The following is a 13,043-nucleotide window of genomic DNA, read 5'->3' on the forward strand; positions in this document are numbered from 1 at the left end:
CATGGGTGGTGTTATCACCGCCAATTATTTAGCTTTTGCCCAACTACTTGCCGGTGAAAACACGCAGCAAGGGCAAACGTTAATGCCATTGCCAAAACATTAAACTGCTTCTTAATACAGATGTTTTAGAAAATACATTTGTTAAACTTTTAACTTTTAACTCTCAAATTTTAACTAAAAAGAAATGAGAGATACCATAACGCCAGCCGATGAGCAACAGGTTGTAAATGCCATTAAAGAAGCCGAGACCAACACGTCCGGCGAAATACGGGTACATATAGAAAACACTTGCGAGCTGGAAGTTTTAGACCGGGCGACCCAGGTATTTGCTTATTTGCACATGCACCAAACGGCGCAGCGCAACGGGGTGCTTTTTTATGTAGCCCTGCAAAGCCATAAGTTTGCCGTACTCGGCGATGCCGGTATAAACGCCGTGGTGCCGCCAAATTTCTGGCAAGAAATTACCAATACGGTCATCAATTTCTTTAAACAGGAAAAGTACGCCGAAGGCCTAAGTAAAGGCATATTAATGGCCGGCGAACAACTTAAAAACTATTTTCCGCACCAAGGCCAAGCCGATAAAAATGAGCTGGAAAATGATATTTCTTACGGCGAGAATTAAATAATTGGCGGCGCTATTCATCATTATTTATAACTAAACCTGCGCACCAATTTTTATCTTTTCTGGCCTAAATGCACGAATCTACATGAAAAAGTATTTTATATTTTGTTTTCTTTTCTTGCTGCTGGCACTGCCTAAAGTATGGGCCCAGAGCGAGAAAGATATTCCGCCGCGGCCTAATCCGCCTCGCCTGGTTAACGACCTGGCCGGTATTTTGCGCCCCGACGAAGTATCGGCCCTGGAAAGCAAACTTCTGGCGTACAACGACTCTACTTCTACCCAGGTAGCTATTGTTAACGTTACCTCCATTGGCCCTTATGATGTGGCAGGCTATGCTTCGCGCCTTTTTGATAGCTGGGGCATTGGGCAACAAGGCAAAGACAACGGCATTTTAATCCTGACGGCGGTAAAAGAACGTAAAATCTGGATACAAACGGGTTACGGTATGGAAGCCATTCTGCCCGATGCTATTGCCAAACGCATTACCGAAAACACGATTAAACCACAATACCAAAACGGTAATTATTACCAGGGCCTCGACGAAGCCACAAACATTATATTTAGCGTAGCCAGCGGCCAGTACAAAGCCGACCCGCGCGCCAACCGAGGCGGCGGCGGATCGCCGGTTACTTTCTGGATAATTATTGGGGTGCTGGCCCTGATTATACTGCTTAATTTCCGGAAACGGGGCGGTGGTGGCCGGGGTGGCGGCGGTATGCGTACTTTAGGCGGGCCATTTTTTCCACCGGTTATTTTCGGCGATTTCTCTTCGGGCCGCGGACCATTTGGGGGCGGTGGCTTTGGTGGTGGTGATTTTGGCGGTGGTTTTGGTGGTTTTGGCGGTGGCCGTTCGGGTGGCGGCGGTGCCGGCAGTAGTTGGTAATACGGGCAACTAAGTTATAGCCCAAATAAATTACCTCCCCAACCAGCTTGCCTAAGCTGAGGAATATTTTTTAACTAAACATTTACTAGAGCCGCAAAATATTCTTTGGCTAACTATTAAAACTACAAAATATTAGTTAGCCGGAGAATGTAAGCGTAAAAACCAGCCAGGTAACTACCTGTTTTAATTGGCCGGAATTTGTATGAATATTATTGAAAAAGGCCCGCAACAGCGGATACAATTCCTGGAGAAAATACGGCAGAAGGCTGGCAAAACCTGGTGGTGGCTGGTTGGTACGGTGTTGTCTCTGCTGCTGGTATTAACGTTTTGTTTGTTTTACTACAAAATTCTCCGGTTATCTTTTGCGCCGCACGATTTTTTCTTTATCGGTATTTTTATACTAGCCGCCGTTTACTGCCTGTTGCAATTAAAACAATTCAAATAAAAAAATCTGTTTATTAAAGCAGCCCCGCATAACCTTAAACAAAGCGGCAGGTATAAATTATAAAAGTACTTAACTGTTCTTGTTGCAAATAGCAGATAGGTGCAACGGCTTGTAAGCCAGGTTTAAATCCGATACTTTAGTTTATTTACCTACTTGTTATATGCCGGCAAAAATTCTTTTACTTATTTGTTTTCTCGTTGGAACAACAAGTTATGCCCAAACCGATGGCAATACGGCAAAAGCTGCCTCCGATAGCGTAATGATTACTATTTTTCTGAAACATCAGCAAAACAAAAATTTAAAAGAGATTCAGAAAATACAGGAAACGAATAAACTCTGGAAGCTTTTTCCGCCCAAAGAGGCTCGGGTAATTTCGTGGTACGTTATGATGGGCATTGGCCAGGTAGTAACTGTAAAAATTCCGGCTGCGGCTTTGCGCACGTTAAATTTAGCCATTGAAAATGGTGCCTGGGGTGCTTTTGATACGGAGTTTTACCCTACTTACGATTACGTGCCGGTTTGGCAAAACAGTATAAAAAATAAGAAATAGCCTTTATTTTATTTTTACAATGCTGAATAGAATCTATTACACTTTACTCATTTACCTGCGGCCCGGCCAGGAACCGGTTTTTGAGGAGTACGAAAATAAAGTATTGCCCTTGTTGCCCCAATACCAGGGCAAACTGGAACTAAGGTTAAAAACAACCAAGCCTGCAGCCGACCAGCCTGACGAAATACACGTGGTTTCTTTTCCGGAGGCCACTCATTTTGAAGCTTACCGCCAAGACCCCGAAAGAATTAGCTACACCACCTTGTTTAATTTTGCAGTAGAAAAGTCGGTACTGGTAGAAGGCATAAGTTTACCGATTGAGTAAAAAATCGCATCTGCAAAAAGCAGCTTTTGGAATTAGTTAATAAACAGAATAGTTATCGCATATTAACGGTTTACCTGGTTATCGAAACGGAAGCCGGCGCCAAACTGAAACAACATATTCTCTTCGCGGGAGTGCTGCAGTAAAACCGAAAAAGTAAACTGCTCGGCAAACGGGGCAATATAAAAGCCGCCCCCGTAACCACGGTGCCAACCACCGCCGGCCTCGCCCTGGCACCAAACCTTGCCTTGGTCGTAAAAAGTAAGCAAACCATAGCGGAAAGGCAAAAACGAACTATGTACCCGCCCCACATGAAACCGGAGTTCGGAGTTCAGGTAAGCACTGGCATCGCCGGAAAAACGGTTTTGCACAAAGCCCCGCAAATTCTGCAGCAAGCCCAAGGTAGTGTATTTATAAAAAGGTAAATTTTCGCCGTAGTTTTTAGCCCCTCCTAGCCGTACCGCCAGCGTAATGGGCAAGCCCAACCGGGCCGTAGCGTAATAATCGAGGTAACCCTGGGTAATGCCAAAATAATCTTTAACGCCCTGCAACCGGCGGTAACTGTAATGGCTGCCGTATAACCGCAAACCTTTTTGGGTAAATATAGGCTTATCGCGTAAATCCAGGTTAAAGCTGGCGCTGGCGCCTACCAGTTGTTGGTCGCTTAAATCGCCTTGCGGACCGGTGGTTTCATTAATAAAAGAACCGGCTTTAATGCGCGAAGCAAATGTTTCGTAACGCGGGCCAATTCTAAAGTAACTGCGGCCAAAAAACTGGCGTTGCAGGTATACATTGCTGATTAAGCCACTAAAGCGAGCTACGTAATAATTATCCTGGTACCGGCTTTCGGTTTTGGTGGTGGTGTTGCCCAAACCAAAAAAGTTGTAGAACGGGAAATTATGACCAATATCTACCAAAGTACCTACATCCCAGTTGGCTAGTGCGGTCCGCCAGGTAAAATCGGTGGTAAGCTGCAAATTGCCAAACTGTGTGGCCCGAAAATGAAAACCGTATAAACTGCCGTAATCGGGTTTCCGGAAACGCTGGCGCTTATAATTGATACCAAAAGCGATTCCCAGACCATCGCTTTTATTGTAAAGCAAGCTACCGGTGGGGTTATAGGTATTATATTCAAAAGCCTGCCGGCGATACTGGTTAATATTTGGTTTATCGGCGGTAAGGTTTTGGCTGGCGCGCCCTAAAGTTAAAGCGGTATTGGTATTGTCGTAAATTAAGGTGTTTTTGCGCAGACTGCTACGCACCCGCGATACATCGCGAATGCTGTCTTGCCCGTACCCGCCTACCACTCTAATCCGGATACTAGTGGGCACCTGGCCGCTAATATCTACTACATCTTTTCCGTCGAGGCCATACAGCCGGATTTCTTTTGTTTCGGATTTAGCAAAGGTCCGATCAAAAAGAGGTTTGCCTTCGCCCTGCCCGGTGGTTTTATCTTTCTGATACATTTGTACCCGTACCTGGGCATCGGACAAGCGCTCTACTTTAAAATATTCGTTTTTATTGGAACCTACCACATCTACATAACGGGCCAGAAGTTTATAATAAGCACTTAAGGCCTGGGGCAGGCGCTCTCGCCGGGCTTTTAACCGCCGGCCAATTTCCTGCCCGTCGGTGGGTATTATTTCGGGTGGTAGTTGGGCAATGGCTTCGTCTATTACCTGGTCGGTCATTTTGGTTTGTAGTTCCTGGCCTATATTTAGCCAATCCTGTTCGGTTAAAGAAGTTAGCAACAGCCGATCCAGGTGGCGGGCGGTCCAGGTTAAGCTGGTAATACCGTTAAGCTCCTCGTCAAAATTCTGAATACTGAACGATGCCCATTCGCGGTCGGCCAGCCAGAAAAACAAACCTTCCCAGCGGTTAAACGCCTGGTCGCGGTCGCGCGGAATAGGCCGGTACAAGCGTTGGTTATCGTTCCGGTACTCCGCCCAGCGCCAGTTATCGGCGTGCCGATCGGTGTCGCCAATAAAAATATCAAAAGCGCGGGCCAGGCCGTAAGCCCGCACATCCAGACGGTGGTCGTGGTCCTGGTATAACTGCCGGAAAAAACGGTAACTTTTTTTAATATCATCGGCGCCGCCAAAATTGGTTTTACCATTGGGCAAATCGCCGGGGCGTTCTTCCAGCAAGCCAATTAAATTTTTCAGTTCGGCCCGTTGGGCACCCAGCGCAGGGTCATCGGCCAGCACATATAATTTAGGCCGGGCATGCAAAATATCGGTTGCATCCAGTAGTTTACTTACCACCAGCGCCCCGTAAGGCTGGGTGGTAGGATTTATTTCCCGGAGCAAATCGGTAACTACCGTGTAACGCAACTCGGGAGGTACTACGCCCACGGGTTCTTTGGTAACCGATCTAAATACAAACTGCTGACTATCGGGGGCTTGCAGCCGTAAATTTTTGGTTTGCAGCCCCCCTCCCACTTTTAACAAAGATAATTTATTTGCATTCTGGCTTAAGTAAAAGTAAGGCAGCTTTACGGGTTGGGTCCAGGTTTGGCGATACAATTGGCCGAGAAAAAATTTCTTAAACGGTTTGGCGGCATATTCCGGCCCGGGCACAACTGTAGCCAAATTAACAGAAGCTGGTTTGGGGTTTACCAAAGGCTGGGTAGCTGGAGCTGTGGGCGGGTTAGCCTCTAAGCACAGGCCAAACATTTGGTTAACCGGTACTTTTGTTTGGGCCTCCGGCATACAAGCCGACCGGAATAATTCCAGGGTTTCCAGTTCCTGCAAGCCGTTTGAACCAAAGGTGTAAAATGTGCTGGTTACTTTGCCGCTACTATAATAAATAAGCTTGCTGAAACCGGTTTTGGCTGCATTTACCAGGCTCAAGGCATTTTTACCGACAAAATCTTTTTGGCTAAAGCTACCCGATACTATATGGTAATTCTCATCAGCGTAATTAAGCTGCAAATTATAATCGTGGGCTGCGGCATAAACAACCTGCGGGTTTTCTTTTAACAACCGACTAAGCCTTAGCTTAAAATCCTGGTAGTTGGGGTTGGCCATGTCGCGCGGGGTGCCCACGTTTTGGCGGTAAGCGGCGTAAAAGCTCCCTAAAAAAGGCAGTGGCACTCGGTTGGCCGGGTTGCGGTCTGCGAACGGGAAAAGGTGTTTCCGGAGCGGCATGCGCCCGCCGTACATACCATTGGAAACAATAGGGTGATGGCCAACTAGTAAAATATTGCGGTTACCGGCTTCGGTTATGGCATCTTCCAGTTCTTCTAAAAAGTCTTCGCGGGTGTTTATTTTGCAGTCGGTGTCGGGTTCTTCGGGCTTTTTATGCGGGTGCATCCACCACTGGGTATTCAGGGCAATTACCCGCAGACCAGGGCCAATATCTAGTATTTCGGGGCCGGGGCAGCCCTGGCCGGGCACCAGCACTTGCCTGGGGTTCAGGTTACGGTTCAGGTACGCTTCCAGGCGTTTTACATTGCTTAAGCCCTGCGGGCCGGAGTTATCCCAGTCTTTATCGCCGGGTACAAAATAAAGGTTCCCTAACGGGTTGGTATTTGCCATTTGCAGCAAGAGGTCCAGCTTATCGGTGGTTACTTTTGCTTTTTGCCCCAACCCTTGATTGGCCAGCATATCGCCCAGGTGAACTATAGTAAAAGGCTGTTTTTGCCGCCCCAGTTCCTGCTGAAAAGCCAGTAAATTTGCCTCCGGAATAGGAGCCGTGGCCGTGTTGCCCAATAAATATACCTGGTGCAGTACCGAATCGGGCGTGGGCATCTGCCCTACTACCTCTAACCGGATAAACAAAAAGAAACCAAGAAGTAATTTTTTAATCATTTTACAGGCACGCTGTCCGTTTTTCTACCTATGTGGCAGTTAACCAGAACCAGCATTACTACCCACATACTTACCTGGGGGCCGGAATGTTGGGCAGCAACCTAAAAAAGGCGTTGAGGGGTTTATTACCGGATTAAATATTACTACCTCATAAAAAAAGCTAAGCATAAAAAAGCCTGCTTACCTGTATCGGGTAAGCAGGCTTTTTTATGCTTTACAATAGTTTTACCACAAGTTATTAGCCGTTAATTGGGGTAAAAGAGCTGGCATTTTTGCCTTTCAGGGTTTTGCCGTTGGTAAGCGTTAAATTAAATTCCAAGGTGTAAGTATTATTAGACCCCGACACCTTAATGGTACCGCCATTAGCCTCTACCGGTGTTTCACCTGCCAGCATACCATCGCCGTTGGTATCAATGTAAACTTCTACGTCCGAAAAAATAGATTTATTTTTATACTTGGCTTCTAATTGGGTGTCGGTTAAGCTGTTGTCGTTGCTGCTATCTATGTAATTAAAAGTACCATTTTTAAATTCGGTGCCCCCCGCCGATACCAGTTCGGCAAATACCGCAAAACTGCCCATTATTTCATCTACATTACCTGTTCTGTTGTTGTAGTCTATGTTGCCGTTGGCTATATAATAATGGTTAATCGAATGTGTATCGTTGGAGCCATACAAACTATGCCCACCGTATTTTATCATCAGGCTTTTTTCTAAATTGTATTGGGTGTTGTTGTAAGTAATTGCGTTGCTGGCCGGCTTGGGATCATCTTTCTCGAATAAATTGCACGAAGAAGTAAAAAAGCTTAGGGATAAAGCCAAAACCGGCCATTTCAAAAAGTTTACATTTAATTTCATAGTTTTAGATTTTAAAAATTATGGTGTTTTAGGTTAGGTTTTTAATTACATTAGAGCTTAAGCAAAACAGATAAATTGTTAATCAACAGCAAAGTATCAGAATTCAACCAAAGCTGTTTTGCCAGGTGTTTTTAATAGAAAGGAAAGCTGGCGCAAATGATAGCGGCTACCGGCTAAATATTACGGTAATAACTGAGAAGGGAATAAATTACCTGCTTTACGTAGCAAATGGGGCGGGTAAAGCAGGTAATGGGAAGTTTTTAAAACAATACAAGCATTATTTTTTGGCCAGCGTACCAGTGGCTGGTGCTTTAGGAGTAGCCAATTCAGAAGTTAATACATAGCCGGCCACATCGTTAACCAGTACAATGGTCCAGAAGCTGTTGTACTTTCTAACCACTACAATTTCGTCGGTGCTTTTCAGGGCTTTGATTACCTGGGTAGAGGTGCCGGGCTGCTGGTACATTTTAACGTTCTCGTAACGGGCTACGGCCACTTGCTGTTTATCGGCAGCAAACACAAAAGCAGTTTGAATTAATAAAGCGAAAATAAAGATTACCTTTTTCATAGTTTTAAGATTTTAGAGCGTTCAGTTTTTATTTGATTAGGTTAATATTTTCAGACGCTTTGCCTTCATCTTCAGTTATTTGGCCTCTGAATAAGATTAACAGTACAAATATGCACTGCCCGGAAAGGCAATAAAAATTAGTTTGGCTGAACTGCCTGATTTACGTGCTGAATGCCCAAAAATATCGGTTAAGTGTAAGCCCCGGCACAAGCTTTTCTGGTTTTAACTGTACTGGGCTAGTTGGTTTATTTAATTAAAACAGCTCACTTTTAATTACTTACAACTTCTATTACGGCAAGGCACTGGAGGGTTAAAACTGGATGTTAAGCCCCAAACGGTAAGCTTGCTTAATACTGAGATGAATTTGCCGCAGGAAATTTGCCCGAAAGGCCTTAGCTTTACCTTAAAATTAAGCAGCAGAACAAAATTTTACGCTGACAGTTTATAAATTGTAGGACCAACGCTAAAATTCCCCACCGGCAGCACAGATATTTATATGAGCGAAAGAACCAAAAAATTATTCTTACTCGATGCCATGGCCCTGATTTTCCGGGCGCATTTTGCTTTTAGTAAAAACCCGCGGGTAAATTCCAAAGGCATGAATACCGGGGCCGCTTTAGGCTTTACAAATACTTTGTTCGAGGTTTTATCGAAGGAAAAACCTACCCACATTGGTGTAGCCATGGATGGCCCGAGCAAAACTTTCCGGCACGATAACTTTACCGAGTACAAAGCCAACCGGCAGGCCATGCCCGAAGATATTGGCATTGCCATTCCGTACGTCAAAAAAATTGTAGAGGCTTTTAATATTCCGTTGCTCCTTTTACCAGGCTACGAAGCCGACGATATTATTGGCACGCTTTCATGCAAAGCCGAAAAAGCCGACTTTGACGTGTACATGATGAGCCCCGATAAGGACTTTTGCCAGTTGGTAACCGACCACGTGTATTTATACAAACCGGCTTTTCTGGGCAATGGTGTCGATATATTGGATGTGCAGAAAGTACTGGAGAAATGGGAAATAAGCAACGTTAAGCAGGTAATTGATATATTGGGCCTGCAGGGCGACGCCGTAGACAATATTCCGGGCATACCTGGCATTGGCGAAAAAACGGCCAAATCGCTCATTCAGAAATACGGCTCCGTCGAGAACTTAATTGCCCACGCCGACGAGCTGAAAGGCAAGCAACGCGAAAATATTATTCAATACGCCGAACAAGGCTTACTTTCAAAAGAACTGGCTACCATTCATTTAGATGTGCCCCTCGATTTTGACGAAGATCAGTTTGCGTACCAGGGGCCGGACGAAGAAAAGTTAAAAGCTTTGTTCGAGGAACTGGAGTTCCGGCAACTGGCCCAACGGATTTTGGGCACCAATTTAGCGGCACCAGCTAAAGCTCCTGCGGCCAAAGCTACCCGCACGCTAGTTAAAGGTAAAAAATCGGACCAGCAAACTTCTTTGTTCCAGGAAATAGACGAACTGGTAGCCGATACGCCGGAAGAAGCTCCGGTAACCTCCAACCAAAAGAAAAATATTAACAACACGCTCCACGATTACCACCTGATAAACACCCCCGAGCTGCGGGCCAGCTTAATCGGCTACTTAGAAAAACAAAAAGAATTTTCTTTCGATACCGAAACTGATCGCCTGGACCCCATTACCGGCCGCCTGATTGGCATGTCGTTTTGTTATTTACCCGGCGAAGCCTATTACGTACCGGTGCCGCTGGATGTAAATGAAGCCCAGCCCATTGTAGAGGAGTTCCGGGCTTTGTTAGAAAACCCTAATATTGCCAAAGTTGGTCAGAATATTAAATACGATATTTTGATTCTGAAATCGTACGGCATAGAAATACAAGGGCCAATATTTGATACCATGCTGGCCCATTATTTACTCGAGCCCGACATGCGCCACAACATGGATTTGCTCTCAGAAACCTACCTGGGCTACACGCCGGTTTCCATAACCGAACTGATTGGCAAAAAAGGCAAAAAGCAAATTACTATGGCCGATTTATCGCCGGAAGAAGTGTACGAATATGCCTGCGAAGATGCCGATATTACGTTGCGCCTGAAGCAATTTTTCCAGCCCCGTTTAGAGAAAAACGGCTTGATGAAGTTGTTTACTCAAGTAGAAAATCCTTTGGTACCGGTTTTGGCAGCGGTTGAAAAAGAAGGCGTAACCATTGATGCCAACGCCATGGCCGAGTCGTCGAAAGAACTGTCGGGATATATGGCCGATTTGGAGCAGCGCATTTATGCCATTGCCGGCACGCAGTTTAACATTGGCTCACCCAAACAGCTCGGCGAAATATTGTTTGAAAAGTTGGGCATTCAGGAAAAAACAAAAAAAACCAAAACCGGCCAGCACGCCACCGGCGAAGAAATATTAAGCAAACTGGCGCATAAACACGAAATTGCCCAACTTATTCTGGACCACCGGGAGTTATCTAAATTAAAATCTACGTACATCGATGCGCTGCCGCAGCTAATTTGTGTTTCGGATGGGCGGGTACATACTTCGTTTAACCAGGCCGTTGCGGCTACCGGGCGTTTAAGTTCTACCAACCCCAATTTGCAGAATATTCCTATCCGGACCGAAAAAGGCCGCGAAATACGTAAGGCTTTTGTTCCCCGCGATAAAAACCACTTGCTAATTTCGGCGGATTATTCCCAGATTGAACTGCGCATTATGGCCGACTTTAGCGGCGACGCCACCATGAAAGAAGCTTTTCAGCAAGGGCTGGATATTCACGCATCCACGGCGGCTAAAGTGTTCCACGTGGCACTAGACCAGGTGGATAGCGATATGCGACGCAAAGCCAAAACAATCAACTTCGGTATTATTTACGGCATTTCGGCTTTTGGCTTATCAGAACGTTTAAATATTCCGCGCCGCGAAGCCAGCGATATTATTGAGGCTTATTTCCAGGAGTTTCCGGCGGTAAAGGAATATATGGACGAAGCCATAAACAAAGCGCGCGAGCAGGAATACGTGCAAACCTTACTGGGCCGTCGCCGTTACCTCCGCGACATAAATTCGCAGAACGCCAATATTCGGGGCTACGCCGAACGCAACGCCATTAATGCGCCTATTCAGGGCACCGCGGCCGATATTATTAAAATCGCCATGATAAATATTCATGACTGGCTAAAGACCGAAAAAATAGGCACCCGCATGATATTGCAAGTACACGACGAATTGCTCTTTGATGCTCCTAAAGAAGAACTGGAGTACGTAAAACCCAAAATAGAAGAGCTTATGAAAAACGCCCTACCTCTGAGTGTACCCATGGAAATTGGCCTGGGCGTAGGCGAAAACTGGCTGGAGGCGCATTAAACAATAGACAAAAAAAGGGAGCGAGTAAATTACCCGCTCCCGCTTTTGAAGCTTTTCTAATTTATTTATTGCGCCGTAAAAACAATAAGCAGCGTAGAGCCAAAAGCACTGGCTTTTATCTTAAATGTTGAGCGGCTTAGTTCTTCAATCGTATAATCTTGCCCATCCCAGGTAAAGGTATTCCCGGTTTTTGCCCAGGTTCCCTGCTCCACAATCTGGGGAGAACTGTCGTTACATTTGGTGGCGCCTTCTTCGTGCACATAGGTGGTATCGTCTCTAAACCGGTAAATATCGTCGGTGTCGCAACTGGGGGCCGTAGCAATGGGGTTTATGGTGCCACTGCCATTTACCAGTTCAACCATGGTTATTTTCCAGTTTTTACCAATGGGTAAATTATCGGGCTCGGTATCATTATCTTTTTTACAACCAACCAAAACCAAGGCGAGCAAAAATAACCTTAAAAGGGTGTGCAAATTCTTCATACGTTTAAAATAAGGTTAATAAAAAGCTGGTGTTTGGGCAGAAAGCGAATGCAGATAAAATTAAAGAGCTTTTTCTAAATCTCTTAAACGGCAATTCTGTAATTGGGATTCACCGCTAAACCGGGCAAATAAATAAGGGGCTTTATTGCTGCTGACTAAGTTAATGCTAAACGAACCGAAAATAAATAAAAAAAGCCGCTGTTTTAGCGGCTTTCCTTAGCAGGTACAGGCAATTGTTTATTGCGCAGTAAAGGTTATATCTACAGTTGCTCCAGGAATTGTTACCGGACCAGGTAAATTTGGTATTTGTAAAGTAATATCTTCATTAAAAGTAACACTTAAAGTTTCGTTGTTTAACGTAACTACTTTTAAATCTCTTGACGCATTATTTACTAAACCATACGAAAGTAAAAGGTTACCACCTACGGTTAATACATCACCAGTAGTGTTTTCCTTATAGCTCCAGGTACCCTGAGTAGTCTGCGGTGCAGTAGGCGTACATTTTACCGTTGCTTCATCCACTACCACCACGCCACCAGTATTAAATTTAAAAAGGTTATCCTTCTGGCAATCAACTAAAAGGCCATAAAAATCATAATTCTGAACAGAAAAGCCGCTCGACTGACCACTAAGCTTTATGGCGGTAACTTTCCAGTTTTTAGCTCTTAAACGTTCTTCTTTGGTGGGATCATCATCTTTATCACAGCTGGCCGTTAAAAAGGTTAAAACAAATAAGAAAATTAAGGCACTGTAATTTTTCATAGTAAAAAGATTTAATTAGAATTAGTTAATATTAATAGAACAAAAGTAGTAAAACATTTTACCGAGATAATTATCGGTACTCAAAATTAAAGCCGATAATACCTAAACAAAGGCCGGTGACCAGCCAATTTCACTTTTAACCGGTGTAATTTATTTTCTTTCAGTAAAACAGGAAAGCTCCGCCGTAAATTGTGTGGGCTATAAATAATTGGTATAAATATACGATAAGCAACTACAAATCAATCAATTATTTTTAATACAGGTTTATCCCTTATTTAATGGGGCAAGCTGCTATTCTGGTTGAGCAGGTTTTAAAAAGCAAAAAGACCGCCTTTAGAGCAGTCTTTTTGCTTTTATTAAGCCCTATAAATTTATTGGCCGGGCAAAGGGTTGATGCGGTA

The 13,043-nt window shown here is 44.6% G+C and carries 11 protein-coding genes; 6 read left to right on the top strand and 5 right to left on the bottom strand.

All coding sequences use genetic code 11. From position 1 onward, the window contains the following. Positions 1-184: 184 nt before the first annotated feature. The 5 genes from ACO1R6_RS04935 (at position 185) to ACO1R6_RS04955 (ending at position 2,825) form a co-directional block, all read left to right on the top strand. Positions 185-622, top strand: a complete 438-nt coding sequence (locus ACO1R6_RS04935) for a TPM domain-containing protein (RefSeq protein WP_486262696.1) — start codon at positions 185-187, stop codon at positions 620-622. An 85-nt stretch (positions 623-707) separates the two neighbouring features. Beyond that, positions 708-1,505 (top strand): TPM domain-containing protein, encoded by a 798-nt coding sequence (locus tag ACO1R6_RS04940; protein WP_486262697.1) that lies wholly within the window; start codon positions 708-710, stop codon positions 1,503-1,505. A gap of 202 nt (positions 1,506-1,707) precedes the next feature. Then, positions 1,708-1,950 carry a hypothetical protein gene (locus tag ACO1R6_RS04945; RefSeq protein WP_486262699.1) on the top strand — a complete coding sequence of 81 codons (243 nt, stop codon included), beginning with the start codon at positions 1,708-1,710 and terminating at the stop codon, positions 1,948-1,950. 160 nt (positions 1,951-2,110) lie between these two features. Continuing rightward, the gene (locus ACO1R6_RS04950) at positions 2,111-2,500 is read left to right on the top strand and encodes a hypothetical protein (protein ID WP_486262700.1); all 390 of its coding nucleotides are present in this window, start codon (positions 2,111-2,113) and stop codon (positions 2,498-2,500) included. A 19-nt stretch (positions 2,501-2,519) separates the two neighbouring features. Next, positions 2,520-2,825, top strand: coding sequence for a DUF1330 domain-containing protein (locus ACO1R6_RS04955; RefSeq protein ID WP_486262701.1), 306 nt, complete (start codon positions 2,520-2,522; stop codon positions 2,823-2,825). A 62-nt stretch (positions 2,826-2,887) separates the two neighbouring features. Here the strand turns inward: ACO1R6_RS04955 and ACO1R6_RS04960 are convergent, their stop codons facing one another. From ACO1R6_RS04960 to ACO1R6_RS04970, 3 genes are all read right to left on the bottom strand, one after another. Further along, on the bottom strand, positions 2,888-6,634 hold the full coding sequence (locus ACO1R6_RS04960) for a hypothetical protein (protein ID WP_486262703.1): 3,747 nt from the start codon (positions 6,632-6,634) through the stop codon (positions 2,888-2,890). 238 nt (positions 6,635-6,872) lie between these two features. After that, a complete protein-coding gene (locus tag ACO1R6_RS04965) occupies positions 6,873-7,490 on the bottom strand; it encodes a hypothetical protein (protein ID WP_486262705.1) in 618 nt (205 codons plus the stop codon). A gap of 277 nt (positions 7,491-7,767) precedes the next feature. Next, positions 7,768-8,058, bottom strand: coding sequence for an SH3 domain-containing protein (locus ACO1R6_RS04970; protein ID WP_486262706.1), 291 nt, complete (start codon positions 8,056-8,058; stop codon positions 7,768-7,770). A gap of 496 nt (positions 8,059-8,554) precedes the next feature. On the opposite strand from ACO1R6_RS04970, the gene polA reads away from it, so the two are divergent. Beyond that, positions 8,555-11,398 carry a DNA polymerase I gene (polA, locus tag ACO1R6_RS04975; RefSeq protein WP_486262707.1) on the top strand — a complete coding sequence of 948 codons (2,844 nt, stop codon included), beginning with the start codon at positions 8,555-8,557 and terminating at the stop codon, positions 11,396-11,398. 65 nt (positions 11,399-11,463) lie between these two features. On the opposite strand, the gene ACO1R6_RS04980 is transcribed toward polA, so the two are convergent. Both ACO1R6_RS04980 and ACO1R6_RS04985 read right to left on the bottom strand, forming a co-directional pair. After that, positions 11,464-11,880: a lipocalin family protein gene (locus ACO1R6_RS04980; RefSeq protein ID WP_486262709.1), complete on the bottom strand. Its 417-nt coding sequence runs from the start codon at positions 11,878-11,880 to the stop codon at positions 11,464-11,466. A gap of 237 nt (positions 11,881-12,117) precedes the next feature. Beyond that, positions 12,118-12,642, bottom strand: a complete 525-nt coding sequence (locus ACO1R6_RS04985; protein WP_486262711.1) for a hypothetical protein — start codon at positions 12,640-12,642, stop codon at positions 12,118-12,120. Between the last annotated feature and the right edge of the window lie 401 nt (positions 12,643-13,043).

The organism is Adhaeribacter sp. (assembly GCF_057359045.1).